This window comes from Streptomyces cyaneofuscatus, assembly GCF_000718135.1.
Taxonomy (GTDB): Bacteria; Actinomycetota; Actinomycetes; order Streptomycetales; family Streptomycetaceae; genus Streptomyces; species Streptomyces cyaneofuscatus.
In genome coordinates this window covers 84,224-109,543 of record NZ_JOEM01000012.1, presented here as the reverse complement: position 1 = coordinate 109,543, position 25,320 = coordinate 84,224, and the positions used below count along the sequence as shown (strand labels likewise).

The window sequence follows — 25,320 nt, the reverse complement described above, 5'->3', positions numbered from 1 at the left end:
GTACGGGCACGGCTCACGCGGGCGGGCACGGCTCACGCGGGGGCGCGAAGGAGGGAGGCGCTCCTCAGACTTCGCAACAACAGAAGGCGCTGGAAACGCGGCCGAGGTCGATGTGGCGGCGACGGGTCAAGCGGCGCACATCCCTCTCCTTTCGCGTTCCGCGGCGGACTCCCGGTGGACCCGGGGACGCCTTCGGGTTCCAGAGTAGGGCGCCGGAACGCTCCGGGTCGAGAAGGCATCGACGAGGGAGCGATAGGGTTTCCCTTCCACCTGATGCCCGGTCGAGGGAAGGGCCGCCGTGCGGATCGAACAGCTGGAGTACATCGAGGCCGTCACCCGGCTCGGGTCGCTGCGCCGGGCGGCGGAGGAACTGCACCTGTCCCAGCCCGCGTTGAGCGAGACCGTACGGAACCTGGAGCGCGAGCTCGGGGTGGCCGTGCTGGACCGGAAGCGGTCCGGGGCGACGATCAGTGACGCGGGGCGCGAGCTGCTGCCGCACATCATCGGGGTGCTGGATGCGGTCGACCGGCTGCGCCGGGCCGCCGACGAACAGCACCGCACCAGCCGCACGGTCCGGCTCGGCACGGTCTTCGCGGCGACGGTCCCCCTTCTCGTACCGGCGATCCGGGAGTTCCACGCGCTGCACTCGGCCACCGAGGTGGAGGTGATCGCCGCCCAGCAGTCGGTGATCCACCGCTCCCTGCTGGAAGGTGGTGTGGACCTCGGCCTGGTGAACTACCTGGAGGGCGACGACCTGGCCCCCGACCTGCACACCACGGAGCTGCTCCGCGGCCGTCCGGTCGTCTGCCTGCGCCCCGACAGCCCGCTGGCGTCGCTGGAGTCGGTCGGGGTGGACGACCTGCTGAGCGAGCCGCTGATCGTGATGCGGGCCGGCTATCTGATGCACCGCTTCACCCACCGGCTACTGAAGGGCCGGGTGCCCTCGTTCTCGTACTCCGCCGACGGTGCCGAGATGGGCAAGCTGATGGTGGCGGAGGGGCTCGGGGTCACCGTGCTCCCGGACTACAGCGTGGTCGGGGACCCCCTGGAGCGCACCGGCGCGATCACCTGCCGCCCGCTGAAGGACGACACGACCACGGTGCTCCTGGTGGTGCAGCGCAGCCGCTCGGGCTCGGTCACCCGGGCCGCCCGCGACCTGCACCGGATCTTCGTGGAGCGCGCGGAGGCGCACCGCACGGCGCAGCCGTAGGGCATCCGCCCGATGCCCCCGGGCCGCCTTACTCCCCAGCATGAGCCGCACGGGCAACAGGTGCGAGGGGCGGGGCGGCGGCATGGGCGGCGGCATGAGCGGTTCGGCGACGATGCGGGTCCTGCGGGACCGGACGGCGGGGCGCTGCCTGGCGGGGGTGGTCGTCTCCGGATTCGGTACGTCGGCGATGTGGCTCACCGCCGGGATCTGGGTCAAGTCGCTGACCGGCTCGAACAGTCTGGCGGCGCTGACCGTCTTCGCGCTGTGGGCCCCTGTGCTGGCCGGACCCGCGCTCGGCGCCCTCGCGGACCGGCTGCCCCGCAAGGCCCTGCTGGTCCGGGTCAATGCGGCGCTGGCCTGCCTGCTGGCCTCGCTGGTGCTGGTGGATTCGGTACGGAGCGTCTGGCTGCTCTTCGTGGTGCTGGTGCTCTACGGCACGGGCGGGGTGCTCCTCGACGCGGCGGAGTCGGCGCTCGTGGCGCGGGCGGTGGACACCCCGCTGCTGGCGGAGTTCAACGGGCTGCGGATGACGGCGAACGAGGGCATGAAGCTGGTCGCCCCGCTGGCGGGGGCGGGCCTGTACTCCCGGTTCGGCGGCCCGGCGGTGGCGCTGCTGGACGCGGCGACGTGCGCGCTGGCCGCCCTGCTCTTCGCCCGGCTGCCGGTACGGGAGCCTCCCCGCCCCCCGGCGGGCGCGCGGCGCGGTGATCTCGCCGCCGGGCTGCGGCGGATCCGCACGTCGGCTGTGCTGCGCCCGCTGGTGGCGGCCGGGGCGGCGACGATGCTGGTGGCGGGGGTGAACGGGGCGATGACGTACGCGTACGTGGACGAGGTGCTCGGGCGGGCGCCGGCGTACGCGGGGGTGCTGTACGCGGTCCAGGGCGCCGGTTCGGTGGCGGTGGGGCTGCTGGCGGGACCGCTGCTGCGCCGGCTGCCGGAGCGGGTGTTCGCGGCGGGCGGGATGGCGCTGTTCGGGCTGGCGGTGGGGGCGCGGGCGGTGCCGCAGGAGGCGGTGGCGCTGGCGGCGAGTACGGCGATCGGGTTCGGGCTGCCGTGCGTGCTGGTCGCGGCGGTGACGGCGGTGCAGCGGGAGAGCCCGGACGCGGTGCTGGGCCGGACGGCTGCCACGGCGGGCTCGCTGATGACGGTCCCGAACGCGGTGGCCCTGGCGGTGGGGGCTGGGCTCGTCGCGGTGGTGGACGCCCGGGTGATCGCGGTGGTCGCGGGGGCGGTGGGGGTGGTGGCCGCGGCGGTGCTGGCGCGCGGGGCCTTCGTACGGCTCTGACCACACCGAAGTCGGCCGCGCGCACTCCGGCGCGCCTGACACGTCCACTTATATGAATGGACGCGGGGGCGACCGGAGCGGCAGGATACGGACATGCCGCGACCTTCCGGATTCCAGTACGAACAGCACGGCGACCGGAGTGTCACCGTCACCCACCACGGCCGCCCGGCGGGCACCCTGCGGGGCGGCCGGGCGGAGAAGTTCCTGGCCGAGGTGGCGGCGGGCGACGCCCAGCTGGTGATGGCGCGCTGGACCGGCGCGTACAAGCACGGCAACGAACGTACGGCCCGCGACCATCCGCGCAACCGCCGCTGAGGACGCCCCGACGGCCGCGGAGGCGGACGCCGGCAGAAGTGGCTGCCGAACGGCCAAAGGTAAGGGAACGGCAAAGCGGGGTCGTTCGTTACCCCGTGCATGACCGCAATGACCCCCGGCTCGAACATCCCTCTCTCCGCCGTCCGTGTGGCGGTGGACGTCGCCGCTCCGGTGCGGCTCGACGTCTCGGGCCTGCTGCTCACCGCCGACGGCAAGGTGCGCTCCGACGACGACTTCATCTTCTACAACCAGCCCTCCGGCCCCGGTGTGACCTATCGCGCCGGCGGGGGCTCCGCACCCGACGCCATCGTGGTGGACACCACCGCGGTCCCGCCCGGCATCGAGAAGATCGTGGTCACCGCGAGCCCCGACGCCGCAGACCAGACCTTCCAGGGCATCGAGCCCACGGCCACCGTGCGCAACGCCGACGACGGCACCGCGCTGGCCACGTTCACCCCGCCCCAGCTGGGCGGCGAGACGGCGCTCGTAGTCATCGAGGTCTACCGGCGCAACGGTGCCTGGAAGGCCCGCGCGGTCGGCCAGGGGTATGCGAACGGGCTGGCAGGCATCGCCACGGACTTCGGCGTATCGGTCGAGGAGCCGGCCGCCCCGCCGGTCCCGGCCGCAGCCGCCCCGCCGGTCCCGGCCGCGGCCGCCCCGGTGGCTCCGGCGGCCGCCCCGGTCGACCCGAGGATCGCCCCGCCGGCCCCCGCCGCTCCCCCGGCACCGCCCGCCGCCGCGCCCGTGGGCGCCGGGAAGATCAACCTCGACAAGGGCCGGGTCAACCTCCAGAAGAACCAGACGGTCTCCCTGGTCAAGGGCGGCGCCCCGCTCCTCTCCCAGGTCAAGATGGGCCTCGGCTGGGAGCCCGCGTTCCGCGGCAAGGACATCGACCTGGACGCCTCGGTCATCGCCTACGGCCCCAACCGGAACCACCTGGACAGCTGCTACTTCGGCAAGCTCTCCATCCTCAACGGGGCGATCAAGCACTCCGGCGACAACCTCACGGGTGAGGGCGCCGGGGACGACGAGACGATCGTCGTGGACCTGGGCCGCATCCCGGCCGAGGCGACGGGCCTGGTCTTCACGGTGAACTCGTTCACCGGCCAGAAGTTCAACGAGGTCGCCAAGGCCTACTGCCGCCTGATCGACGCGGCCACCGGCGAGGAGCTGGTCCGCTTCGACCTGACCGGCGCCGAGCCGCAGACCGGCGTCATGATGGCCAAGCTGATCAAGCAGTTCACCGGTGAGTGGGAGATGACGGCCATGGGCGAGTTCGTGAAGTCCCGCACCGTACGGGGCATGGTGAAGCCCGCCGCCAAGTCCCTCTGACCTCCGGGGCCCGGTAGCCCTTCGGGGCCCGGTAGCCCTTCGGGGCCCGGGCCACAACGGCATCCGGGGCACCTGATGTGATTCAGGTGCCCCGGATCCGGAGGAGGAGGAGACGGGCGCTGGCGCTGCTCGTGCTCGTCCGGTCTCTCAGAGCTTGGTCAGCTTGGAGTACGGGCTCAGGATCCTCCCCTGTCGCCCGGAGAAGTCGATGAGGACTGCGTCGTTGTCGCCCTCGACAGCAAGGATTCTGCCGAGCCCGAACTGGTCGTGCGACACCCTGTCGCCCACATCGAAGCATTCGACCGGTGGGGCCTCCTGGGCCGGGCGGTTGAAGGGACTGGAAGGCAGGTATCGCCGGGAGCCGGCTGACTGTTTCATTAAGTCGAGTATGCGCCCTGTGAAGGCCCGACGCCATGCCCGTTTGCCGCCCGAGCCCCAGAAGTGCCGGATTCGTGACCCGTGCTCACCAGGGCCGGTCAGCGCTTACCCCCGCCTCCAGCAGCGGAACCATGCGGAACGCGGCGTCGGAAAGCCCCCCGAACGTGTGGCGGTTTCCGTCGCCGGACGGGGCGTGGCCGAGCCGGTATCCGGCCAGGTTCCAGGTGTAGACGGGCACCGTGTCCGGAACGCTGCGGGTGGCATCGCCACGGTAGGTGTACGAGGCCTGCTCGTCGGTGACGATGAGCACCCGGTCGTGGCCCCGGTAGTGGCGCTCCACGGCACGTACGGTGTCGGTGCCGCCCAGGTTGCCGAAGCGCTCCAGGACCCTGAGCACCGATTCGCCCGTGCGGTACGCCACCGGCGCGCTGGTCGTGCCGAACTCCACCAGGTCCGCGTCGGCGGCGCGCAGCGCGAGGGCGGCGCCGAAGACGGCGGCGGCGTCGGCCCGGTTCAGCTGGGAGCGGTCGGAGAGCGGCGACCACATGGAACCGGAACGGTCGACCAGGACCAGGGTGCGCCCGGGCAGCACCGGAACTTGGCTCAGCGAGTGGCCGAGCGCCTGCTCCAGCGGGTACGCCCAGCGCAGCGAGGGCGCGTGCCGGTGGGCGGCGAGGTAGCGGAAGGGGAACTGCCGGGACGCGGCGACGGCCTCGGGGTCGCGGATCCGCTCCGCCGCCCCGGCCGCGACCTCGTCGCTCACTCCGGCCTCGTCGAAGTTCCGCAGATTACGCACGAGCGCCATCGTCCCCATGGACGGGATCACCGCCTCCCACGCCTCCGCGTCCATCGGCCCCTGCAGCCAGCCCGCCAGCGCCTCCCAGGTCATCCCGGCCTCGGCCAGCCGCTCGGCGCCGCCGGGCCCGGTGACGACCGCGCGACGCTCGGCGACCGGCAGCTCCATGAGGGCCCGGTGCGCGTTCAGGGTGCGGTCGCCGACGGGCGGCACGGCGCTCTCGGGCCGGTGCCTGCGGTCCAGCGCGTACCGGAACAGCTCGCCCTGCCAGGGCTTGGCCGGGTCCGGAGCGGCGTGCACCAGGTTGAGGACGTCACCGAAGCGGAACCCCTTGGAGGCGGTGTCGTACTTCAGCAGGGACCGGCCGCTGTAGAGGCGGCGTACGGCATCGGCGATGCCCCGCTTGAGGGGCTTGGGCAGGGCCCGCCCGTAGCGGGAGGTCCAGTAGCCGAGCAGCTCGCCCGGCTCGTCGGCGCGCAGCAGTACGGAGTCGATGACCTGCCGGTTCGCCGGCCCCTCGGTGCACCCCGCGTCCAGCCGCGCCTTCACGTACTCCGCGCCGCCGACCAGCGAGGCGGTCCGCATCTGCCCGTCACGGCGCAGCCAGTGCAGGAGCCCCGCGGTCCAGGCGGGGTCCTCGACGGCGAGGCGGCGCACGAGGGCGGCGAACCGGGTGTCGCGCTCCTCGCCGCCCTCGTAGAAGGTCTCCTGCGCCACGAAGTTGGCGACGGCCAGAAGGAAGAGCTCGGACCGCGCGTCCCGCACCCGCCCGGTCCCGCCCTGGTGGTTGGCCGCGAGCGCACCGGTCGTGGTGACGGGCGAGGTGGGCCGCGAAAGGGCGGAACGGAGCTGGGTGACGCGCTGGTTGAAGCGGGCCATGAGAATTCCCCCGAATTCCTGAATCCTGGTTCGTGGTTCCTGGGGGAGGGCGCGGCGGCGGAACGGGGTGCCCGAGATCGGGGCCGGTGAACGGCCCGGGGTCGACGACGGAGAACATTCTGGTGCTCTACCCGCTTGAGCTACCGGCCGGAGCCGGGCGGGACTCGAACCCGCAACCGCCAGATCAAGGAAGTATCCGTTGTCTGCGCACCGGGCACCCCGGCGCTCGCGCCTCCCGAGATCAACAGTGGCTGCGGCGTATTTCGTGAAAGGAAGGAGCCGCGGCCTTCGCACCGGGAGGTGCATGTCCATGACCTTAGGGAACAACTTCCGTGGACGCGAAGGGATTTCTGCGCGCAATCGCATGTGATGGTGCGGGCACCGCTGGCCCGGACCGTTGTCAGTGCCGCCTGTGTCAGTGCCTCTTGCTAGATTGCCTGGTGGATGGAGACCGGTCAGAGAACCTTCGAGGTCCGCGGTCAAGGGGGGTGGGCACAAAGGTCCCCGGGAGCCACCTCGGGACTATGTTGCAGGCCGTAGATCCCCACCTCCCTCATCGCGGCCTCGACAGATGCACGCCGCCGGTCACGCCTCGGACTCGTGCCACCAGTTCAGCGGCTCCTCGTCCGCTCCGAACACGTTGCTGAAGCCCCACTCGACCAGCACGCTCACGCTTGCTGCCCACCTTTCCATCACGGCTTCGACCGCGGGGAATCCGGCAGCGGCCGACACCGTCACCACGATGAACCGCCGGTCGGCGGGCGCCTCCACCAGGCCGCCCAGGGGGACGAAGCCGCTGTTCAGGGATTCAAGCGACTCGGCGTCGAAGGACGGCCGGCCGAATGCCTGGATGCAAAGGTTCGGGCCTCGTCGCACGACCTGGAACAGGCCATCGGCATCGATCTCCAACAGGTCACCTGCCGCGCAGCCCTCGACCAGCCCGGGCTGCCGGTCAGTTCGTAGCTGCCGGAACCGACGGCCCTGGCAGGAAGTGTCTCGAACACCGGCTTCCCGGAACTGGCAACGCCGACGCGGAGTGCCACGTGGCAGTGGCGGGGAGGGTGCGGGGCTCTCGATGTTCATGTCAGCATCCTCGCGTAGGCCGTTCGGAGCTGGGAAACCCACCTACTTCGTCGTCGGGCTGCTCATGAGGCGCCCTGTCCGAGGCAGATGTCGAAGGCCATCCAGGAACGTTCCTGGATGGCCTCTTCGCTCGCACCCCCGGCAGGATGCGAACCCTCGACATCTGCTTTGTAAGAGCAGCGCTCTACACCAGAGCTACGCTCCTCAGCCCCCCGCGCGCGACCGGGCCTTGAACGCCGCCTTCCGGGCCTCCTTCGCCGCCTTCTTGTCGCTGTGCAGGCGGCCCATGGCCTCCAGCACGTCGGCGGTGGCCGGGTGGTCGACGCGCCAGATCTCGTCGAAGAAGCCGCTGTGCTGGGCGGAGAGCCCCTCGACCAGGCCTTGGAGCTCGTCGAGTTCGCCGTCGGCGTCCAGTTGGGCGGCGATCGTGTCGATGGCCAGCCAGAAGATCATCGCCTCCGGCGGGGGCGGGACGTCGGTCGCGCCGTGCTCGGCGAGCCAGACCCGGGCCAGGCCGCCGAGTTCCTGGTCGCCGAGGACCGCGCGTACGGCGGGTTCGGCCTCCGCGCCGGCGAGGGCGAGTGCCTGCTGGCAGTGGAGGCGGCGCAGCGGTGCGCCCTCGTCCGTGCCGCGTGCCGCCGCCAGCAGTTCGGCTGCCGCCGCGACCGCGCCCTGGCTGCCGCGCCCGGCGAGCCAGAGCTGGATCTCGGCGCGGGCGGCGGCCTCCGGGTAGTGCGCGATGCCGTCGAGGAGGGTGTCGGCGCCCTTGTCGGCGAGGTCGCCGACGGCGGGGGCGTCCACCCCGGCCTCCAGCATCCGGGCCCGGACCCCGTACAGGCCGAGCGGGGTGAGCTTGACCATCCCGTATCGGGTGACGTCCTCCTCGTCGGCCCCGGCGGCGGAGGCGTCCACCGCCTCGCCCTCCTCGACCATCAACGCCTCGTCGACCGGCTGGTACGCGACGATCCCGATGGGTTCGAGGAGCCGGAACTGGTCGTCGAGGCGCATCATCGCCTCCGACACCTGCTCCAGGATGTCGTCCGTGGGCTCGCCCATGTCGTCGGGGACGATCATCGACGCGGCGAGGGCGGGCAGCGGCACCGGGCCGTCGCCCGCGCCGTTGTCCGCGAGGGTGAGCAGGTAGAGGTTGCCGAGGACTCCGTCGAGAAACTCCGCCTCGGCCTCCGGGTCCCAGTCCAGGGCGTCGAAGTCGATCGAGCCGTCCTCGCCGACGAGGTCCGCGAAGTCGTCCAGGACGGGCGCGGTGGCGTCGGCGTGCACGGCGTCGAGGCCGTCGAGCCAGATGGAGAGGATGTCCTGCGGGGAGCCGGAGGTGATCAGCGCCAGGTTCTCGCCCGCGGTGACGGTGCCCTCGGTCTCCGCTTCCTGCGAACCGCCCGTGCCGTCCGGAAGCGCCCCCTCCTCCGGGTCCGTCACGTCGAGGAGCCCGGTGTCCACGGCGAGCCGCCAGGCCTCGCTGGCGTACGCGGCGCCCTCCTCGTCGGCGGGGAGGCCGAGGTGCTCGGCGGCGGCGGGCAGGTGAGCCTCGACGAGTTCGCCGCCCGCGCCGACACGGGTGTCCGGGCCGGCCCAGCGGGCGAGCTTCACGGCGCGGACGAACAGCGGTGCGGCGAGCGCCTCCCGCGCCAGTTCGGCCTCGGAGTGCAGCCGCACCGGCGGCAGGATGGGGCGCTCTGCGGACATCGGGAGTTCTCCTCGGTGCGTGCTCGGGAGCGTACGGAGGGCGTACGCGGTTCAGCCGTCCAAGCCTAGACGTCATTCGCCGCCCGCCGCCCGGCGCGCCCTTCATGCGCCCGCGCCCGCCGCCATGCTGAGCGCGGGCGTGTAGCGGTTCACGCCCCCGCCGGCCATCCCCGGGTACTTCTGGACGCGTTCCCACAGCGGTGACGGGGAGCCGATCCTTTCGCCGGGTGCGGCCAGTGCCGCGATGTGGTGTCCGGCGCTCTCCCACTCGGCATAGTTGAGGACCCGGGTGCCGTCGGTGCTGACGTGGAAGTGTGCGGCGATGCCGCCGGCGGGGGTGTGGGGGTCCTCGCCGAGCGCCTCGAACACGGCGTCCACCCAGTCCCGTTGCCGGGCCGGGTCGGGGCCGGCGAACTCCACGTCGACGATCACGACGCACCCGGGCTCGCGGGTGTCGCCCTCGGCCCGGAGCCCGGAGCGGTACAGCTCGTACGTGTGCAGGGCGAGGCGTTCGATGCCCGGCACGGCGGCGTCGATGTCGGCGTTGCGGGCGTCACGGCTCTCCCGGACGAAGTCCTGGTAGGCCTGCTCGCCGGACCACTGGGAGTAGTGCAGCAGGGTCCTGCCGTCCTCACCCGCGTAGACGCTGTACGAGAGCAGCCCGGGGTGCGGCCACTCCCGGCTCTCCCACGCCTTCCGGATGGCGTCGACGGCCTGCCGCTGCCGCTCCGGCGTACCGACGTCCCAGGTACTGGCCTTGGCGATCCCCGCGTCGTCACGGGCCGGGTCCGGGCGGTCGGTGAAGTGCACGGTCATGGTGGCTCTCCCCTCTCACGCGCACCGTCCGGTGCGCCGTCGCCACCACCGTCACACCTCAAGTCCGCTCGAGGTCAAGAGAGCCCTGCCCCTGCCGCCGTTCGCCCCCGGCGAGACCGCGTGCGTCGGGGGAACACCCGGGGAAGGGCCGGGGCAAGACCCTCTCCGTGGCGCACCTGAGCAACCCCCACATCACCACCGGCCCCTCGGCACAGGCCCCGGCGGCAGGGCTGCGCGCCGCCCTGCACCACGTGCTCGCGCTGGACCCGCCCCCGGAGTGCGTCGTGATCACCGGCGACCTCACCGAGCGCGGGGAGCCCGAGGAGTACGCGGCGGTGGGCGAGGCACTCGGCGCGTTCCCGCGGCCGCTGCACCTGGTGACGGGGAATCACGATGCGCCGGAGGCACTCGTGGAGGCGTTCGGCGGGACGCGCTTCCTCGGTGGGGGAACGACGACGACGTACGAGGTGGAGCACCCGGCGCTCACCGTCGCGGTGCTGGACTCGAAAGTGTCCGGTTCACCCGGCGGCCGCCTGGGGCCCGCACAGCTGTCCTGGCTGGACCGGGTCCTCTCCCGGCGCCCCGGCGTACCGGCCGTCGTGTGCCTGCACCATCCTCCGGTCCCGGTCGGCATCCCTTTCCTGGACGCGATGGGTCTGGCGGACGGCCCCGCACTGGCCGAGGTGGTCGCCGCACACCTCCGGGTCGTCCGCGTGCTGGCGGGCCATGTGCACCGCCCGGTCACGGCGGCCTTCGCTGGCAGCACGGTGGCCGTCGCGCCGAGCACGTACCGGCAGAGCGGGCTGGTGCGGCGGGAGGGGCCGCCCGGCTACACCGGCGAACTCGCCTCGTTCCTGCTGCACGTGGCGCCGGAGGGGCCGCCCGGCACGGCCTGGGTCACCCACACCGTGCCGGTGGACGGCGGGTGAGGACCGGGCCCCCGGCGTCACTCGGGCAGCTCCGCCCGCCAGGCCGTGATGTTCAGCTCGTCCATGTACCGGATGTCATGGCCCTCCAGCGGATAGACCCGCGCCCCGGCGTCGGGCGCGGCGGCCAGTTCCAGCGCGTCGGCCATGACGAGTTCGCCGCCCTCCTTCGTGGAGACCCAGGCGAGCATTGACTTCACGGCGGCGCCCGGCTTCAGCGTGCGCGGCTCGGGGCCCTTGTCCTGGCCGAATACCGACCCGGCCGGGTTGACCTTCACCGGGAGGCGCTCGCCGTCCTCGCCGAGCGCCTGGACCGAGGGGTAGCCGTCGACCCGGTAGGGCTTCGAGCCGCAGTTGGTCAGGGTGAGGACCACGGCACGGCTCATCATCACGGCCTGCACCTCCCCCATGGTCACCACGGCGCCGGAGGCGGGGCACGTGCCGGTGGGCGTGGGGGTGGCGGTGCGGGACGGCGTCGGGCCCTGCGCCGGTACGTCGGCGACCGGTGGCGGGGTGACGGAGGGCGGGGGCGGAGTCGCGGCCGGGGCGGTCGGGGTGGGCTCGCGTTCGCCCTCACCGGCCGGGACGAGGAATCCCGAGCAGCCGGTCAGCGCCGTCAGGAGCACCATCACCGCGGCCGGTCTCCACGCCTGCGCCCGTCCCCGCTCCCGCCCCGGCACTCGCGCCCGTCCCCGCACCCGCTCGCCCATCCCGCCCATCCCTCGCCCGCCCCTCATCACAGCCCTCCGGCCGTACGCCGTCCGCGTGTTCGATCATGTCAGGGGCGGGCTCCCCACGGCACTGTTCAGCATCTCTTCCCGGTCCGGACAAGCAGATCTAAGTGGACCTTCACGCTCACCGGAGCCGACACTTCGGACATGACTGCCACCGCGCCCCGCCCCTTCGGCCGCACCCTCTGCGCCATGATCACGCCGTTCACCGCCACCGGGGCGCTGGACCTCGACGCCGTCCGCGCCCACGCCGCGCATCTGGTGGCCGAAGGGTGCGACGGACTGGTGCTCAGCGGCACCACCGGGGAGTCGCCCACCACGTCGGACGCGGAGAAGTCGGACCTGCTGCGGGCGGTCCGGGCGGAGGTCGGTGACGGGGTGCCGCTGCTCTCCGGGGTCGGCAGCGCGGACACCACGCACGCGGTGCGGCTCGCGCGCGAGGCCGAAGAGGCGGGCGCGGACGGGCTGTTGGTGGTGCCGCCGTACTACAGCCGCCCACCGCAGGCCGCCGTGGAGACGTACTTCCTGCGGATCGCCGAGGCCACCGGCGTACCGCTGATGCTGTACGACATCCCCGGCCGCACCGGCGTCCGGATCGAACCGGAGACCCTGCTGCGGCTCGCGGACCACCCGCGCGTCGTCGCGGTGAAGGACTGCGCGTACGACCTGCTCGGGTCGACGAAGGTGATCGCCCGCACCGGGCTGGCGTACTACTCGGGGTGCGAGGAGCTGAACCTCCCGCTGTACGCGCTGGGCGGCGCGGGCTATGTCAGCACGGTCGCCAACGTGGCCCCGCGTCAGATGCGGGCCCCGCTGGACGCGTTCGACGCGGGGCGGACGGACGAGGCGGCGCGGCTGAACGGGCTGACGGTCCGGCTGGCCGAGCTGATGATGGCGGGCGGGCTGCCCGGCACCGTCACCGCGAAGGCCCTGCTGGACGCGGGCCCGGTCCGGGAACCGCTGCAGCCCGCCGGCCGCGAGGCGGTCGACGGGCTGCGTGCGGCGTACGAGGAGCTCCTGGCCTCCGCCTGAAAAGCTAGTTGTGGGCGTGCAGGACGTCGTTCAGGCCGCCCCACACCGCGTTGTTCGGGCGGGCCTCGACGGTGCCGGTGACCGAGTTGCGGCGGAAGAGGATGTTGGAGGCGCCGGAGAGCTCGCGGGCCTTGACGACCTGGCCGTCCGGCAGCGTGACGCGGGTGCCGGCCGTGACGTACAGCCCGGCCTCCACGACGCACTCGTCGCCCAGCGCGATGCCGACGCCGGCCTCCGCGCCGACCAGGCAGCGCTCACCGATGACGATGCGGACGTTGCCGCCGCCGGAGAGGGTGCCCATGGTGGAGGCGCCGCCGCCGATGTCGGAGCCGTCGCCGACGACGACGCCCGCGGAGATGCGGCCCTCGACCATGGAGGTGCCGAGGGTGCCCGCGTTGAAGTTGACGAAGCCCTCGTGCATGACGGTGGTCCCGGCGGCGAGGTGCGCGCCGAGGCGGACCCGGTCGGCGTCGGCGATGCGTACGCCCTTGGGGGCCACGTAGTCCGTCATGCGCGGGAACTTGTCGACCGAGGTCACCTGGAGGTGCAGCCCCTCGGCGCGGGCGTTGAGGCGGACCCGCTCCAGGTCGTCGACGGCGACCGGGCCGAGCGAGGTCCAGGCGACGTTGGCCAGCAGGCCGAAGAGGCCGTCGAGGTTCTGGCCGTGCGGCTGGACGAGCCGGTGCGAGAGCAGGTGCAGGCGCAGGTACGCGTCGTGCGCGTCGAGCGGCTTGTCCTCCAGCGAGGAGATGACCGTGGAGACGGCGACGACCTCGACGCCGCGCCGGGCGTCCACGCCGATGGCCTTGGCGGCGCCCTCACCGAGGCGGTTGACGGCCTCGTCCGGGGTGAGCCGCTGCGTACCGGCCGGGCCGGGCTCGGGCTTGAGCTCGGGGGCGGGGAACCAGGTGTCGAGGACGGTGCCGTCACCGGCGACGGTGGCGAGGCCGGCGGCGACGGCGCCGGTGGTACGGGAAGTGGCCTGGGAAGTCGTGTCGGTCATGGACAGAAACCTAACCGGCCGGGGCCCGCTCGGGCGAACCGGTCTCAGCTTCCGGCCCCTCCCGCGGCGGCCCCCGCGACCGGGGCGCACACCGGCCGGAGCAGCGTGCGCGCCGCCCTGGAGACCGTACGCGGCCTGGGCTGACCCGCACCCGCCCGCCGCCGGCCCGGCCCGCGCCCCTCAGGCCCGGCCCCGGACGCTCAGGCGCAGCCGTCCACCACCCGCGCCAGCATCTCGCGGGTGTAGGCCGGATCGAAGGCGGAGCCGGTCAGCAGCACCTGGAGGCAGACGCCGTCCAGCAGCGCGACCAGCGCCCGCGCGGTGGCCGGGTCCGTGCGCGCGGACAGCACCTCGACCGCCGACGCGGTCCACTCCGCGGCGACGGGACGCAGGGCAGGGCGGCGCAGGGCCGCGAGGTACAGCTCGTACTCCAGCTCGATCGCGCCCCGGTCGCCCTCGAACCACTCCCCCAGCACCCGGGTCAGCTCATCGGCGAGACCGGAGGCGGAGGACGCGTCCCCGGCGCACACCTCGCTGGCGCGCAGCGCCCGGGCGAAGTTCTCGTTGGACCGGCGCAGGGCGGCCGTCAGCAGCTCGTCCAGCGAGCCGAAGTGGTACGTGGTCGAGCCGAGCGGCACGTCGGCCTCGGCGGCCACCGTCCGGTGGCTGAGCCCGGCTATCCCGTCGGCCGCTATCACCCGCAGCGCCGCGTCGATGATCCGCGTCCGCCGGTCGGGGTCGTACCGGCGGGCCATCAGTGGGCTCCTCCCAGGTTGAGCACGACGACCCCGACGACGATCAGACCGACCCCCACGATCTTGACCAGGCTGCTGGACTCCCCCAGGAACAGGATCCCGATGAGGGCCACGGCCGCCGTGCCGACGCCGGCCCAGATCGCGTACGCGGTGCCCACGGAGAGCGTCTTGAGGGTCTGCGCTAGCAGGGTGAAGGCGATCAGATACCCCACCGCCGTGCCGATCGAGGGCCAGAGCCGGGTGAACCCCTCGCTGTACTTCATGGCCGTCGTCCCGGCCACCTCCGCCGCGATCGCCGCGGCCAGCAGTCCGTATGCGTATCCCATGTGTACGAGTGTACGCATCGTTGCGTACGACCGTACATATCATCGGCCCACACCAGGGGCGCTACGGTGTGCCGACCGATGACACGGCCCGGGACCACGGGCCGACGACAGGAGCGGAGTGACAGTGGCGCAGGATGCAGGGTGGGGCGGTGGCCCGTACGGGGGCGCGCCCCACGGTGGGGGGCCCTTCCACGGGGGAGCGCAGGGACCGGGTGACTGGATGGGCGGATGGGCGGCACCGCCCAAGCCGGGGGTGATACCCCTGTCGCCGCTGAGGGTCTCGGACATGCTCAGCGGCGCCTTCGCGACGATCGGCGGCTACTGGAAGCCGCTGGTCGGGATAGCGCTGGCGCTCTTCGGCGCGGCGACGGCCGTGCTGGGCATCGGGGTGGCCATCGCCTTCTCCACCGTGGCGGCCAACTGGGACGACCTGACCGGGCCCGGCGAACCGGACACGGCCCAACTGGTCCCGCTGGGCATCACGTTCGGTGTCCTGATGGTCATCGGCGTCATCGCCTACCTGCTGGCGTCGGCCGTCGTCCAGGCGGCGGTCCCGGTCGTCCTCCAGGAAGCGGTCCTGGGCCGCCCGATCGGCTTCGGCACCGTCTGGAAGCGGGCCTGGTCGCGGGTGTGGGCCATGATCGGCACGGTGTTCCTGCTGGCCCTGGCCGTGGCCATCCCCTTCCTGGTCATCATGTTCACCATGGTCGCGACCGTGGTCTATTTCGTCTCGCTCGGTGACTCGGACACCGGGGGGACGCTGCTCCTGTTCGGCCTCCTCGGCTGGCTGGTGCTCGCCCCGCTCTCGATCTGGCTCTGGGTGAAGTTCTCCCTGGCCCCGACGATCGTGGTCTTCGAGGCCCAGCGCCCGGTCGCGGCGCTCCGCCGCTCGGCCCGGCTGGTGCAGGGCAGCTGGTGGCGGGTCCTCGGCATCACCCTGCTCGCCTTCGGGCTGGCGTCCGTGGTCGGCTACATGATCCAGATGCCGTTCCAGGCGCTCGGCATGATCCCCGGCTCCCTGGACAGCACGGAGATGACAGGCGAACCGAGCGGCGGGGAGATCCTCGCCCTCTTCGGCGGCTTCGTGGTGCTGTCCATGATCAGCGGGCTGGTCAGCCAGCTCTTCTCGTCGATCTTCCCGCCCCTGATGACCGGACTGCTGTACGTGGACCTCCGGATGCGCAACGAGAACCTGGCCCCGGTCCTGGCGGAGGCGGCGGCACAGAATGTGCCGGAGCAGTACGGGCCGCCCCCGACCGCCCCGGCGTAAGGCCGCACAAGCCCGGCGTAGGTCCGCACCGGCCCGCCGGGGCTCAGTCGGTCAGCGTCCGCTTCGGGCGCAGCACACAGAACTCGTTGCCCTCGGGATCGGCCAGCACCACCCAGGTGGCTTCCGGTCCCTGCCCGACGTCCAGCCGCCGTGCGCCGAGCGCGAGGATGCGCTCCACCTCGGCGTCCTGGTCGTCGGGGGTCAGGTCGATGTGCAGCCGGTTCTTGACGGTCTTCCCCTCCGGCACGGGGAGGAAGCACATGCCCGGCAGCGCGGTCTCGTGCGCGCCGATGACGATCTCGTCCTCGTCCTCGAAGAGCACCTGCCAGTCCAGCACCGCGCTCCAGAAGCGGGCCAGGAGCGGCAGGTCATGGGCATCGACGGCGAGGTGGTACATGCGGACGGCCATGCCGGACAGTGTGCCCGGCGGTCACGGCGCCCGCACCCGCACCCCACTTACGAAGCACCTTTCGGAGACCACACGTGAAACGCCTGCTCATCCACGGGGTCGCGCCCGTCCTGCTCTGCCTCCAGGTCGCCTACCTGGGCTTCTTCGGGCTGCTGTTCGCCCTGTCGGGGCACGGCAGCGCCGAGATCGACCACACGGACCCCTCGCCCGTCGCCCACGCCCTGTTCGACGGGCTGCTGCTGGCGTTCGTCCTGCCGGCCGTCGGCGGGGCGGCGCTGCTGGGCTCGGAGGCCGTACGGGCCCGGGTGCCGGGTGGCGCACGGGCCGCGTGGCTCGCGGTGCTCGGGGTCACCGAGATCGTCGTCGCGGTGAGCTTCGCGACGACGGCCCTGCGGGAGTCCCCGGGGCCGGACAGCCTGGTCGCGGTGGTGGCCGTGGCGGCCTGTGCGGTGATCGCGCTGGTCTGCGCCGGGGAGGTCCGGGGCACGCTCCGTGCCGCACGGCCCGCGCCCCCGCTCGCCTGAGCGCTTCCCGTACGACGCGCTTCCCGTACGACGCGAACGGCCGTGCCCGCCAGCAGGACTGGCGGGCACGGCCGTTCGTGTGGTGCCGAAAAGCTCGGGGTCAGACGTTGAAGCCGAGCGCGCGGAGCTGCTCGCGTCCGTCGTCCGTGATCTTGTCCGGGCCCCACGGCGGCATCCAGACCCAGTTGATCCGGAGCTCGTTGACGATGCCGTCCGTGGCGGACTTCGCCTGGTCCTCGATGACATCGGTCAGCGGGCAGGCCGCGGACGTCAGGGTCATGTCGAGGGTGGCGATGTTGGCGTCGTCGACGTGGATGCCGTAGATCAGGCCCAGGTTGACGACGTCGATGCCCAGCTCGGGGTCGACGACGTCGTACAGCGCCTCGCGGACCTCCTCCTCGGAGGCCGGCTTCATGGTCGCGGTCTCGTTCTCGCTCATGCGGTCTTCCCTTCGGACAGCGCCTTCGCCGTCGCGTCCTTCCACGCCATCCAGCTCAGCAGCGCGCATTTGACCCGGGCGGGGTACTTGGAGACACCGGCGAACGCAACGGCGTCCTCCAGCACCTCCTCCATCGCGTCGTCCGGCTCCAGCTGGCCCTTGGACTGCATCAGCTCCAGGAAGGCCGCCTGGATCTTCTGCGCCTCGGCCAGCTCCTTGCCGACGAGCAGCTCGTTCAGCACGGAGGCGGAGGCCTGGCTGATGGAGCAGCCCTGGCCCTCGTAGCTCACGTCGGCGATGGTCTCGCCGTCGTACTTCACCCGGAGCGTGATCTCGTCGCCGCACGTCGGGTTGACGTGGTGCACCTCGGCGTCGCCGTCCCGCAGGCCGCGCCCGTGGGGGTGCTTGTAGTGGTCCAGGATCACTTCCTGGTACATGGAATCAAGCTTCACCAGTCAGCCCTCAGCCGAAGAAGTTCCGGACGTGCTCCAGCCCGTCCACCAGTGCGTCGACCTCGGCGGGCGTGGAGTACAGATAGAACGACGCTCGCGTCGTCGCGGGAATTCCGTACCGCAGGCAGACCGGGCGGGCGCAGTGGTGGCCGACCCGGACGCAGATGCCCATCTCGTCGAGGACCTGGCCCACGTCGTGCGGGTGGATGTCGCCGAGCGTGAAGGAGATCGTCGCCCCGCGGTCCTCGGCCGTCGCCGGACCGATGATCCGCAGGTCCGGGACCTCAAGGAGGCGCTTCACCGCGTACTGGGTGATCGCCTTCTCGTGCTGGTGGATGTTCTCCATACCGATCGAGGTGAGGTAGTCCACGGCCGCGCCGAGGCCGACGGCCTGGGCGATCGGGGGCGTACCGGCCTCGAACTTGTGCGGCGCCGGGGCATAGGTGGACGAGTGCATCGACACGGTCTCGATCATCTCGCCGCCGCCGAGGAACGGCGGCAGGTCCTCCAAGAGCTCCTGCCGTCCCCAGAGCACGCCGATACCCGTCGGGCCGACCATCTTGTGGCCGGTGAAGGCCACGAAGTCGGCCTGGAGCGCCTGCACGTCCAGGACCATGTGCGGGGCGGCCTGCGAGGCGTCGATGCAGACCAGCGCGCCGACCTGCTGGGCGCGGCGGATGATCTGCTCGACCGGGTTGACGGTGCCCAGGATGTTGGAGACCAGCGTGAAGGAGACGATCTTCGTCTTCTCGGTGATGATCTCGTCGATGTTCGACAGGTCGAGCCGGCCGTCGTCGGTGATGCCGAACCACTTCAGCTTCGCGCCGGTGCGCTGCGAGAGCAGCTGCCAGGGCACGATGTTGGAGTGGTGCTCCATCTCCGTGGTGACGATCTCGGTGTCGCGGTCCACCCGGTAGGGCTCGTCCGCCCAGCCGAGCATGTTGGCCACGAGGTTGAGCGACTCCGAGGCGTTCTTGGTGAAGATCACCTCGTTGCGGCTCGGCGCGTTGATGAAGGCCGCGACCTTGTCACGGGCGCCTTCGTACAGCGCGGTGGCCTCCTCGGCGATCGTGTAGACGCCTCGGTGCACGTTCGCGTTGTGGCGCTCGTAGTACGTGTTGAGCGCGTCGAGGACCTGGCGCGGCTTCTGCGAGGTCGCCGCGGAGTCCAGGTAGAGGATCTTCTTGCCGTCGTGGACCGTGCGGTCCAGGATCGGGAAGTCCTTGCGGATCGCCTCGGTGTCGAGGAGGCCGGTGAGCCCCTGTCGGGCGTCAGTCACGCGGAAGCGCCACCCTTCGTGTATGCCTCGTAGCCCTCGTTCTCCAGCTGGTCGGCCAGCTCGGCACCGCCGGAGGCCGCGATACGGCCGTTGGCGAACACGTGCACGAAGTCGGGCTGGATGTACTTCAGGATGCGGGTGTAGTGCGTGATCAGCAGCGTGCCGACCTCGCCGGTCGCGCGGACCCGGTTGACACCCTCGGAGACGGTCTTGAGCGCGTCGACGTCCAGGCCGGAGTCGGTCTCGTCCAGGACGGCGATCTTCGGCTTGAGGAGCTCCAGCTGAAGGATCTCGTGGCGCTTCTTCTCACCGCCGGAGAAGCCCTCGTTGACGTTGCGCTCGGCGAAGGCCGGGTCCATCTGGAGCTCGGCCATCGTCTCCTTGACCTCCTTGACCCACGTACGCAGCTTGGGCGCCTCGCCGCGGACGGCGGTGGCGGAGGTGCGCAGGAAGTTGGAGACCGAGACACCGGGGATCTCGACGGGGTACTGCATGGCCAGGAAGAGGCCGGCGCGGGCGCGCTCGTCGACGGACATCTCCAGGACGTCCTCGCCGTCCAGGGTGACCGTGCCACTCGTGATCGTGTACTTGGGGTGACCCGCGAGCGAGTACGCGAGGGTGGACTTGCCGGACCCGTTGGGGCCCATGATGGCGTGGGTCTCGCCCTGCTTCACGGTCAGGTCGACGCCCTTGAGGATCTCCTTCGTGGCGTTGTCGGCCTCGACGGAGACGTGCAGGTCGCGGATTTCAAGCGTTGCCATGGGTGACTCAGGACTCCTGGGTGACGGAGACGAGCACATCGTCCCCTTCGATCTTTACGGGGTATACGGGGACGGGGCGCGTCGCGGGAAGGCCGGACGGCTTGCCGGTGCGGAGGTCGAACGACGAGCCGTGCAGCCAGCACTCGATCGCACAGTCCTCCACCTCGCCCTCCGAGAGCGACACGTTCGCGTGCGAGCAGATGTCGTTGATCGCGAACACCTCGCCCTCGGTGCGGACGACGGAGACCGGTGTGCCGTCGAGCTCCACCCGCTTCGGGGTGTCGTCCTCCAGCTCACTCAGCGCGCACGCCTTGACGAAGGACATCAGACGGACGCCCTCAGCTCGGTCTCGATCTTGTCGAGCAGACGCGCTTCCACGTCGGGCAGGCCGATCTGCTGGACGAGCTCGGCGAAGAAGCCGCGCACGACCAGGCGGCGGGCCTCCTCGGCCGGGATGCCGCGGGACTGGAGGTAGAACAGCTGCTCGTCGTCGAAGCGGCCGGTCGCCGAGGCGTGGCCGGCGCCGACGATCTCGCCGGTCTCGATCTCCAGGTTGGGTACGGAGTCGACCCGGGCGCCGTCGGTGAGGACGAGGTTCCGGTTCATCTCGTAGGTGTCGGTGCCCTCGGCCGCGGCCTGGATGAGGACGTCGCCGATCCAGACGGCGTGCGCGCCGTCGCCCTGGAGTGCGCCCTTGTACACCGCGTTGGACTTGCAGTGCGGGGTGTTGTGGTCGACCAGGAGGCGGTGCTCCTGGTGCTGGCCCTTGTCGGTGAAGTACAGACCGAAGAGCTCCGCCTCGCCGCCGGGCGCCGCGTAGGCGACCCGCGGGTGCAGGCGGACCAGGTCGCCGCCGAAGGTGACGACGATCGACTTGAAGGAGGCGTCCCGGCCGACCAGCGCGTTGTGCTGGCCGACGTGGACGGCCGTGTCGTCCCAGTCCTGGACGGAGACGACGGTCAGTTTGGCGCCGTCACCGAGGACGTAGTCGACGTTGGCGGCGAGCACCGCATCACCGGTGTGGTCGATGACGACGACGGCCTCGGCGAAGGCCTTCAGCTCGATGAGCTGGTGGCCGTAGGCGGTGCCGCCCTCGCCGTGCACGGTGATCCGGATCGGCTCGGCGAGCACGGCCTCCTTGGCGACGGTGACGACCGAGGCCTGCTCGAAGGAGCTGTACGCCTGGGCGGCGACCCGGTCCACCGGCGTACCGGCCTTGCCGAGCCGCGCGTCGTCGCGGCCGACGGTCTCGACGGTGACGCCGTCGGGCGCGTCGATCGCGACCTTCACGCCGCTGCCCGTGGCGACGGCGGTGCCGTCGTGCAGGCCGCGCAGCCGCTCCAGCGGGGTGAAGCGCCACTCCTCCTCGCGACCGTGCGGGACGGGGAAGTCCGCGACGTCGAAGGACGGGGGTGCGCTCATGCGCGTGGCGACGGTCGACTCGGCGGCCACCGCGATGGAGCCGGCGGTGGTGGAGCCCACCGGAGTGTTCTGAGCCTCAGCCATGGCTGTCGTAGTGCTCGCTTTCTCAGTCAAGAAGGGGGGTGGTTCGGTGGGGGCGGGGGCGGCCGCGAGGGCCGCCCCACAGGATCCTCGTACGAGGACCTAGCCGACCGAACCCTCCATCTGCAGCTCGATCAGCCGGTTGAGCTCCAGGGCGTACTCCATGGGCAGCTCCTTCGCGATCGGCTCGACGAAGCCGCGCACGATCATCGCCATGGCCTCGAACTCGGTGAGTCCGCGGCTCATGAGGTAGAAGAGCTGGTCCTCGGAGACCTTGGAGACGGTCGCCTCGTGGCCCATCGACACGTCGTCCTCGCGGACGTCGACGTAGGGGTAGGTGTCCGAGCGGGAGATCGTGTCGACGAGCAGAGCGTCGCAGAGCACGTTGGACTTCGCGCCCGGCGCGCCCTCGCCGATCTCGATCAGACCGCGGTAGGACGTACGGCCGCCGCCTCGCGCCACCGACTTGGAGACGATGTTCGAGGAGGTGTTCGGCGCCATGTGGACCATCTTGGCGCCGGCGTCCTGGTGCTGGCCCTCGCCCGCGAAGGCGATGGAGAGGGTCTCACCCTTGGCGTGCTCGCCCATCAGGTAGATGGCCGGGTACTTCATGGTCACCTTGGAGCCGATGTTGCCGTCGACCCACTCCATGGTCGCGCCCTCGTAGGCCACGGCGCGCTTGGTGACCAGGTTGTAGACGTTGTTCGACCAGTTCTGGATCGTCGTGTAGCGGCAGCGGCCGCCCTTCTTCACGATGATCTCGACCACGGCGCTGTGCAGCGAGTCCGAGGAGTAGATCGGGGCGGTGCAGCCCTCGACGTAGTGGACGTAGGCGTCCTCGTCGACGATGATCAGCGTCCGCTCGAACTGGCCCATGTTCTCCGTGTTGATACGGAAGTAGGCCTGGAGCGGGATCTCGACGTGGACACCCTTGGGCACGTAGATGAACGAGCCGCCGGACCACACGGCCGAGTTCAGCGAGGCGAACTTGTTGTCACCGACGGGGATGACGGTGCCGAAGTACTCCTTGAAGAGCTCCGGGTGCTCCTTCAGCGCGGTGTCGGTGTCCATGAAGATGACACCCTGCGCCTCCAGCTCCTCGTTGATCTGGTGGTAGACGACCTCGGACTCGTACTGCGCGGCGACACCGGCGACGAGGCGCTGCTTCTCCGCCTCGGGGATGCCGAGCTTGTCGTACGTGTTCTTGATGTCCTCGGGCAGCTCCTCCCAGGAGGCCGCCTGCTTCTCCGTGGACCGCACGAAGTACTTGATGTTGTCGAAGTCGATGCCCGACAGGTCCGAGCCCCAGTTCGGCATGGGCTTCTTGCCGAAGAGCTTGAGGCCCTTGAGCCGCAGCTTCAGCATCCACTCGGGCTCGTTCTTCTTCTCCGAGATGTCGCGGACGACAGCCTCGGACAGGCCGCGCTTCGCCGCCGCGCCTGCCGCGTCGGAGTCGGCCCAGCCGAATTCGTACGTACCCAGACCCTCGAGCTCAGGGTGGGCAGTCTCCGTGGGGAGCGTCATGCGGGGTTCCTCCCGGCCGTGCTTGCAGATGCTGAATGGGTGGTCTGTGGGGGTGCTGCCTGGCCGCTGCGCGGCACATATGTCGTGCACACGCCGTCGCCGTGGGCAAGGGTGGCCAGACGCTGCACATGGGTCCCGAGGAGGCTGGAGAAGAATTCCGTCTCCGCCTCGCACAGCTGTGGGAACTGCTCGGCGACATGCGCCACCGGGCAGTGGTGCTGGCACAGCTGCTCGCCCTGCTGCGGGCCCGGCGCGCTGCGCGCCGTAGCAGCGTACCCGTCGGCGCTCAGGGCCCTGGCAAGGGCCTCGGTGCGCTCCGAGGGCTCCGCGGCCTCGACCGCGGCGCGGTACGCCTCGCCCATCGCCGCCATCCGGGCCCGGGCGAAGGCGGTGACCGCCTCGTCCCCGCCGGATTCGGCGATGAAGCGCAGGGCGTCCGCGGCCAGCTTGTCGTAGGACTGGTCGAAGGCGTCCCGGCCGCAGTCCGTCAAGGCGAACACCTTGGCGGGCCTGCCGCGGGTCCGCGCCCCGTAGACCCGCTGTTCACGGGCTTCCACGACCCCGTCGGAGACGAGGGCGTCCAGGTGGCGGCGGACGGCGGCCTGAGTGAGACCGACGCGCTTGGCCAGATCGGCGGCTGTGGACGGACCGTGGTCCAGGATGGAGCGCGCGACCCGGTTGCGCGTCGAGCGCTCACCGGTCGCGAGTTCCTCCTGAGGAGACCCACCGTCGTATTTCACAACACCATTGTTGCGTAATTCATTCGGCCATGACAACCACGGTCCGAAACGATCTACGGTGTGGTTCGTCACTTAGGGTTACCTAATCTGGCCCCGGCAGAGGGGCGGCCTGAACCCCTGCCTAGACTTACGCGCCATGGAGAACGAGCCCGTCGTACAGGTCAAGGGCCTGGTGAAGCGGTACGGCACGAAGACCGCGGTGGACGGCCTCGATCTGGTCGTGGCGTCGGGCGCGGTGACGGCCGTCCTCGGCCCGAACGGCGCCGGGAAGACCACCACGGTCGAGACCTGCGAGGGTTACCGCCGCCCCGACGCCGGCACCGTACGGGTCCTCGGACTCGACCCGGTCGCCGACGCGGAGCGGCTGCGCCCCCGGATCGGGGTCATGCTCCAGTCCGGCGGCGTCTACTCCGGCGCCCGCGCCGACGAGATGCTCCGCCACATGGCCAAGCTCCACGCCCACCCACTGGACGTGGACGTCCTGATCGAGCGCCTCGGCCTCGGCTCCTGCGGCCGCACCACCTACCGCCGGCTCTCCGGCGGCCAGCAGCAGCGCCTCGCCCTGGCCCTCGCGGTCGTCGGCCGGCCCGAGCTGGTCTTCCTGGACGAGCCGACCGCCGGGCTCGACCCGCAGGCCCGCCGCTCGACCTGGGACCTGGTGCGCGAGCTGCGCGCCGACGGCGTCTCCGTGGTGCTGACGACCCACTTCATGGACGAGGCCGAGGCCCTGGCCGACGACGTCGCGATCATCGACGCGGGCCGGGTCATCGCCCAGGGCTCCCCCGAGCAGCTCTGCCGGGGCGGCGCCGAGAACACCCTGCGCTTCACCGGCCGTACGGGGCTCGACCTCGGCTCCCTGGTCAAGGCGCTGCCCGACGGCTCCGAGGCCGCCGAGCCGGTCCCGGGGACGTACCGCATCACCGGGACCGTCGACCCGCAGCTGCTGGCCACCGTCACCTCCTGGTGCGCCCAGCACGGTGTGATGCCCGAGGGCATCTCGGTGGAGCGGCACACCCTGGAGGACGTCTTCCTCGAACTGACCGGCAAGGAGCTGCGCGCATGAGCGCCGGTACGTACACCCCGCGCCCCGGCGCCGCCCCGCTCCCCCGGATGATCGCCGCGCAGACCGCGCTGGAGACCCGGATGCTGCTGCGCAACGGCGAGCAGTTGCTGCTGACGGTGATCATCCCGACGCTGCTGCTCGTGCTGTTCAGCGCGGTCGACATCGTCGACACGGGCTCGGGCGCGTCGGTCGACTTCCTGGCCCCGGGCATCCTCGCCCTCGCCGTGATGTCGACCGCCTTCACCGGCCAGGCCATCGCCACCGGCTTCGAGCGCCGTTACGGAGTCCTCAAGCGCCTCGGGGCCTCCCCGCTGCCCCGCTGGGCGCTGATGGCGGCGAAGACCCTGTCGGTGCTGGTCACCGAGGTGCTCCAGGTGCTGCTGCTGACGGCGATCGCCTTCGCGCTGGGCTGGTCGCCGCAGGGCAACCCGCTCTCCGTGCTGCTGCTCCTGGTGCTGGGGACCGCCGCGTTCTCCGGGCTCGGGCTGCTGATGGCCGGGACGCTGAAGGCCGAGGCGACGCTCGCCGCCGCCAACCTGGTCTTCCTGCTGCTGCTGGTCGGCGGCGGGGTCATCGTGCCGCTGGACAAGTTCCCGGACGCGGTGCAGTCGGTGCTGGGGCTGCTGCCCATCTCGGCGCTCTCCGAGGGGCTGCGGGACGTCCTCCAGCACGGCGCGTCGATGCCGTGGGCCCAGGCCGGGATCCTGGCGGTGTGGGCGGTGCTGGGGCTAGGCGCGGCGGCGAAGTTCTTCCGCTGGGAGTAGCGGGACCAGCCAGGGCAAGCC

At 71.4% G+C, this 25,320-nt stretch carries 29 protein-coding genes; 10 read left to right on the top strand and 19 right to left on the bottom strand.

Going from position 1 to position 25,320, the window contains the following annotated elements; translation table 11 throughout:
• Positions 1–64: 64 nt before the first annotated feature.
• A complete protein-coding gene (locus IF17_RS1000000140420; protein ID WP_425315173.1) occupies positions 65–139 on the bottom strand; it encodes a putative leader peptide in 75 nt (24 codons plus the stop codon).
• Between the two features lie 159 nt (positions 140–298).
• On the opposite strand from IF17_RS1000000140420, the gene IF17_RS0120730 reads away from it, so the two are divergent.
• The 4 genes from IF17_RS0120730 (at position 299) to IF17_RS0120715 (ending at position 4,142) form a co-directional block, all read left to right on the top strand.
• A complete protein-coding gene (locus IF17_RS0120730) occupies positions 299–1,210 on the top strand; it encodes a LysR family transcriptional regulator (RefSeq protein ID WP_030568091.1) in 912 nt (303 codons plus the stop codon).
• A gap of 82 nt (positions 1,211–1,292) precedes the next feature.
• Positions 1,293–2,495, top strand: a complete 1,203-nt coding sequence (locus IF17_RS0120725) for an MFS transporter (protein WP_030568089.1) — start codon at positions 1,293–1,295, stop codon at positions 2,493–2,495.
• Between the two features lie 93 nt (positions 2,496–2,588).
• Positions 2,589–2,810 carry a hypothetical protein gene (locus tag IF17_RS0120720; RefSeq protein ID WP_018512182.1) on the top strand — a complete coding sequence of 74 codons (222 nt, stop codon included), beginning with the start codon at positions 2,589–2,591 and terminating at the stop codon, positions 2,808–2,810.
• A gap of 99 nt (positions 2,811–2,909) precedes the next feature.
• Positions 2,910–4,142: a TerD family protein gene (locus IF17_RS0120715; RefSeq protein WP_030568086.1), complete on the top strand. Its 1,233-nt coding sequence runs from the start codon at positions 2,910–2,912 to the stop codon at positions 4,140–4,142.
• Between the two features lie 147 nt (positions 4,143–4,289).
• On the opposite strand, the gene IF17_RS1000000139850 is transcribed toward IF17_RS0120715, so the two are convergent.
• The 5 genes from IF17_RS1000000139850 to IF17_RS0120690 all read right to left on the bottom strand — a co-directional run bounded on the left by IF17_RS1000000139850 (position 4,290) and on the right by IF17_RS0120690 (position 9,798).
• The gene (locus IF17_RS1000000139850) at positions 4,290–4,520 is read right to left on the bottom strand and encodes a hypothetical protein (protein WP_015607807.1); all 231 of its coding nucleotides are present in this window, start codon (positions 4,518–4,520) and stop codon (positions 4,290–4,292) included.
• 85 nt (positions 4,521–4,605) lie between these two features.
• Positions 4,606–6,195 (bottom strand): TROVE domain-containing protein, encoded by a 1,590-nt coding sequence (locus IF17_RS0120705; RefSeq protein ID WP_030568084.1) that lies wholly within the window; start codon positions 6,193–6,195, stop codon positions 4,606–4,608.
• Between the two features lie 585 nt (positions 6,196–6,780).
• Positions 6,781–7,278 carry a DUF4265 domain-containing protein gene (locus IF17_RS0120700; protein WP_106980217.1) on the bottom strand — a complete coding sequence of 166 codons (498 nt, stop codon included), beginning with the start codon at positions 7,276–7,278 and terminating at the stop codon, positions 6,781–6,783.
• A 204-nt stretch (positions 7,279–7,482) separates the two neighbouring features.
• Entirely contained in the window at positions 7,483–8,982 is a 1,500-nt protein-coding gene (locus IF17_RS0120695; protein WP_030568080.1) for a hypothetical protein, read from the bottom strand.
• A 102-nt stretch (positions 8,983–9,084) separates the two neighbouring features.
• Positions 9,085–9,798: an antibiotic biosynthesis monooxygenase gene (locus IF17_RS0120690; protein WP_030568078.1), complete on the bottom strand. Its 714-nt coding sequence runs from the start codon at positions 9,796–9,798 to the stop codon at positions 9,085–9,087.
• Between the two features lie 167 nt (positions 9,799–9,965).
• Between IF17_RS0120690 and IF17_RS0120685 the strand changes: the two genes are divergently transcribed.
• On the top strand, positions 9,966–10,727 hold the full coding sequence (locus tag IF17_RS0120685) for a phosphodiesterase (protein WP_030568076.1): 762 nt from the start codon (positions 9,966–9,968) through the stop codon (positions 10,725–10,727).
• A gap of 17 nt (positions 10,728–10,744) precedes the next feature.
• Here IF17_RS0120685 and IF17_RS0120680 read toward each other — a convergent pair whose 3' ends face one another.
• Positions 10,745–11,353 carry a DUF4232 domain-containing protein gene (locus tag IF17_RS0120680; RefSeq protein WP_030568074.1) on the bottom strand — a complete coding sequence of 203 codons (609 nt, stop codon included), beginning with the start codon at positions 11,351–11,353 and terminating at the stop codon, positions 10,745–10,747.
• 249 nt (positions 11,354–11,602) lie between these two features.
• On the opposite strand from IF17_RS0120680, the gene dapA reads away from it, so the two are divergent.
• Entirely contained in the window at positions 11,603–12,487 is an 885-nt protein-coding gene (dapA, locus tag IF17_RS0120675; protein WP_030568072.1) for a 4-hydroxy-tetrahydrodipicolinate synthase, read from the top strand.
• 4 nt (positions 12,488–12,491) lie between these two features.
• On the opposite strand, the gene dapD is transcribed toward dapA, so the two are convergent.
• The 3 genes from dapD to IF17_RS0120660 all read right to left on the bottom strand — a co-directional run bounded on the left by dapD (position 12,492) and on the right by IF17_RS0120660 (position 14,571).
• Positions 12,492–13,490 carry a 2,3,4,5-tetrahydropyridine-2,6-dicarboxylate N-succinyltransferase gene (gene dapD / locus IF17_RS0120670; RefSeq protein ID WP_030568070.1) on the bottom strand — a complete coding sequence of 333 codons (999 nt, stop codon included), beginning with the start codon at positions 13,488–13,490 and terminating at the stop codon, positions 12,492–12,494.
• Between the two features lie 200 nt (positions 13,491–13,690).
• Positions 13,691–14,245: a TetR/AcrR family transcriptional regulator gene (locus tag IF17_RS0120665; protein WP_030568067.1), complete on the bottom strand. Its 555-nt coding sequence runs from the start codon at positions 14,243–14,245 to the stop codon at positions 13,691–13,693.
• Positions 14,245–14,571, bottom strand: a complete 327-nt coding sequence (locus IF17_RS0120660) for a DMT family transporter (protein ID WP_018512172.1) — start codon at positions 14,569–14,571, stop codon at positions 14,245–14,247. The genes IF17_RS0120665 and IF17_RS0120660 overlap by 1 nt, the downstream gene beginning before the upstream one ends.
• A 286-nt stretch (positions 14,572–14,857) precedes the next feature.
• Here IF17_RS0120660 and IF17_RS0120655 point away from each other — a divergent pair, with 286 nt between their 5' ends.
• Entirely contained in the window at positions 14,858–15,841 is a 984-nt protein-coding gene (locus IF17_RS0120655) for a DUF7847 domain-containing protein (RefSeq protein ID WP_030568065.1), read from the top strand.
• Between the two features lie 43 nt (positions 15,842–15,884).
• Here IF17_RS0120655 and IF17_RS0120650 read toward each other — a convergent pair whose 3' ends face one another.
• A complete protein-coding gene (locus tag IF17_RS0120650; RefSeq protein WP_030568063.1) occupies positions 15,885–16,250 on the bottom strand; it encodes a VOC family protein in 366 nt (121 codons plus the stop codon).
• Between the two features lie 74 nt (positions 16,251–16,324).
• Here IF17_RS0120650 and IF17_RS0120645 point away from each other — a divergent pair, with 74 nt between their 5' ends.
• Entirely contained in the window at positions 16,325–16,774 is a 450-nt protein-coding gene (locus tag IF17_RS0120645) for a hypothetical protein (RefSeq protein WP_030568061.1), read from the top strand.
• A 100-nt stretch (positions 16,775–16,874) separates the two neighbouring features.
• On the opposite strand, the gene IF17_RS0120640 is transcribed toward IF17_RS0120645, so the two are convergent.
• The 8 genes from IF17_RS0120640 to IF17_RS0120605 form a co-directional block, all read right to left on the bottom strand.
• Positions 16,875–17,213: a metal-sulfur cluster assembly factor gene (locus IF17_RS0120640; protein ID WP_015607822.1), complete on the bottom strand. Its 339-nt coding sequence runs from the start codon at positions 17,211–17,213 to the stop codon at positions 16,875–16,877.
• Entirely contained in the window at positions 17,210–17,665 is a 456-nt protein-coding gene (gene sufU / locus IF17_RS0120635; protein ID WP_032772319.1) for a Fe-S cluster assembly sulfur transfer protein SufU, read from the bottom strand. Before sufU ends, IF17_RS0120640 begins: the two co-directional genes overlap by 4 nt.
• A 10-nt stretch (positions 17,666–17,675) precedes the next feature.
• Positions 17,676–18,944 (bottom strand): cysteine desulfurase, encoded by a 1,269-nt coding sequence (locus tag IF17_RS0120630; protein WP_030568057.1) that lies wholly within the window; start codon positions 18,942–18,944, stop codon positions 17,676–17,678.
• Positions 18,941–19,705 carry a Fe-S cluster assembly ATPase SufC gene (sufC, locus tag IF17_RS0120625; RefSeq protein ID WP_030568055.1) on the bottom strand — a complete coding sequence of 255 codons (765 nt, stop codon included), beginning with the start codon at positions 19,703–19,705 and terminating at the stop codon, positions 18,941–18,943. The genes IF17_RS0120630 and sufC overlap by 4 nt, the downstream gene beginning before the upstream one ends.
• A gap of 7 nt (positions 19,706–19,712) precedes the next feature.
• Positions 19,713–20,030: a bifunctional 3-phenylpropionate/cinnamic acid dioxygenase ferredoxin subunit gene (locus IF17_RS0120620; RefSeq protein ID WP_003969893.1), complete on the bottom strand. Its 318-nt coding sequence runs from the start codon at positions 20,028–20,030 to the stop codon at positions 19,713–19,715.
• Positions 20,030–21,211: a Fe-S cluster assembly protein SufD gene (gene sufD, locus IF17_RS0120615; RefSeq protein ID WP_030568053.1), complete on the bottom strand. Its 1,182-nt coding sequence runs from the start codon at positions 21,209–21,211 to the stop codon at positions 20,030–20,032. The genes IF17_RS0120620 and sufD overlap by 1 nt, the downstream gene beginning before the upstream one ends.
• A gap of 99 nt (positions 21,212–21,310) precedes the next feature.
• A complete protein-coding gene (gene sufB, locus IF17_RS0120610; protein WP_030568051.1) occupies positions 21,311–22,732 on the bottom strand; it encodes a Fe-S cluster assembly protein SufB in 1,422 nt (473 codons plus the stop codon).
• Entirely contained in the window at positions 22,729–23,472 is a 744-nt protein-coding gene (locus tag IF17_RS0120605; RefSeq protein ID WP_030568049.1) for a helix-turn-helix transcriptional regulator, read from the bottom strand. Before IF17_RS0120605 ends, sufB begins: the two co-directional genes overlap by 4 nt.
• A 136-nt stretch (positions 23,473–23,608) precedes the next feature.
• On the opposite strand from IF17_RS0120605, the gene IF17_RS0120600 reads away from it, so the two are divergent.
• Positions 23,609–24,535: an ABC transporter ATP-binding protein gene (locus tag IF17_RS0120600; protein WP_030568048.1), complete on the top strand. Its 927-nt coding sequence runs from the start codon at positions 23,609–23,611 to the stop codon at positions 24,533–24,535.
• Complete coding sequence (locus IF17_RS0120595; RefSeq protein WP_030568047.1) at positions 24,532–25,299, top strand: ABC transporter permease; 768 nt, start codon at positions 24,532–24,534, stop codon at positions 25,297–25,299. Before IF17_RS0120600 ends, IF17_RS0120595 begins: the two co-directional genes overlap by 4 nt.
• Positions 25,300–25,320 lie beyond the last annotated feature (21 nt).

Coding starts and splice junctions, on each gene's coding strand:
- IF17_RS0120725 (WP_030568089.1), top strand. CDS start 1,293: ATGGGCGGCGGCATGAGCGGTTCGGCGACGATGCGGGTCCTGCGGGAC.
- IF17_RS0120720 (WP_018512182.1), top strand. CDS start 2,589: ATGCCGCGACCTTCCGGATTCCAGTACGAACAGCACGGCGACCGGAGT.
- IF17_RS0120715 (WP_030568086.1), top strand. CDS start 2,910: ATGACCGCAATGACCCCCGGCTCGAACATCCCTCTCTCCGCCGTCCGT.
- IF17_RS1000000139850 (WP_015607807.1), bottom strand. CDS start 4,520: ATGAAACAGTCAGCCGGCTCCCGGCGATACCTGCCTTCCAGTCCCTTC.
- IF17_RS0120705 (WP_030568084.1), bottom strand. CDS start 6,195: ATGGCCCGCTTCAACCAGCGCGTCACCCAGCTCCGTTCCGCCCTTTCG.
- IF17_RS0120700 (WP_106980217.1), bottom strand. CDS start 7,278: ATGAACATCGAGAGCCCCGCACCCTCCCCGCCACTGCCACGTGGCACT.
- IF17_RS0120695 (WP_030568080.1), bottom strand. CDS start 8,982: ATGTCCGCAGAGCGCCCCATCCTGCCGCCGGTGCGGCTGCACTCCGAG.
- IF17_RS0120690 (WP_030568078.1), bottom strand. CDS start 9,798: ATGACCGTGCACTTCACCGACCGCCCGGACCCGGCCCGTGACGACGCG.
- IF17_RS0120680 (WP_030568074.1), bottom strand. CDS start 11,353: ATGGTGCTCCTGACGGCGCTGACCGGCTGCTCGGGATTCCTCGTCCCG.
- dapA (WP_030568072.1), top strand. CDS start 11,603: ATGACTGCCACCGCGCCCCGCCCCTTCGGCCGCACCCTCTGCGCCATG.
- dapD (WP_030568070.1), bottom strand. CDS start 13,490: ATGACCGACACGACTTCCCAGGCCACTTCCCGTACCACCGGCGCCGTC.
- IF17_RS0120665 (WP_030568067.1), bottom strand. CDS start 14,245: ATGGCCCGCCGGTACGACCCCGACCGGCGGACGCGGATCATCGACGCG.
- IF17_RS0120660 (WP_018512172.1), bottom strand. CDS start 14,571: ATGGGATACGCATACGGACTGCTGGCCGCGGCGATCGCGGCGGAGGTG.
- IF17_RS0120655 (WP_030568065.1), top strand. CDS start 14,858: ATGCTCAGCGGCGCCTTCGCGACGATCGGCGGCTACTGGAAGCCGCTG.
- IF17_RS0120650 (WP_030568063.1), bottom strand. CDS start 16,250: ATGGCCGTCCGCATGTACCACCTCGCCGTCGATGCCCATGACCTGCCG.
- IF17_RS0120640 (WP_015607822.1), bottom strand. CDS start 17,213: ATGAGCGAGAACGAGACCGCGACCATGAAGCCGGCCTCCGAGGAGGAG.
- sufC (WP_030568055.1), bottom strand. CDS start 19,705: ATGGCAACGCTTGAAATCCGCGACCTGCACGTCTCCGTCGAGGCCGAC.
- IF17_RS0120620 (WP_003969893.1), bottom strand. CDS start 20,030: ATGTCCTTCGTCAAGGCGTGCGCGCTGAGTGAGCTGGAGGACGACACC.
- sufD (WP_030568053.1), bottom strand. CDS start 21,211: ATGGCTGAGGCTCAGAACACTCCGGTGGGCTCCACCACCGCCGGCTCC.
- sufB (WP_030568051.1), bottom strand. CDS start 22,732: ATGACGCTCCCCACGGAGACTGCCCACCCTGAGCTCGAGGGTCTGGGT.
- IF17_RS0120600 (WP_030568048.1), top strand. CDS start 23,609: ATGGAGAACGAGCCCGTCGTACAGGTCAAGGGCCTGGTGAAGCGGTAC.
- IF17_RS0120595 (WP_030568047.1), top strand. CDS start 24,532: ATGAGCGCCGGTACGTACACCCCGCGCCCCGGCGCCGCCCCGCTCCCC.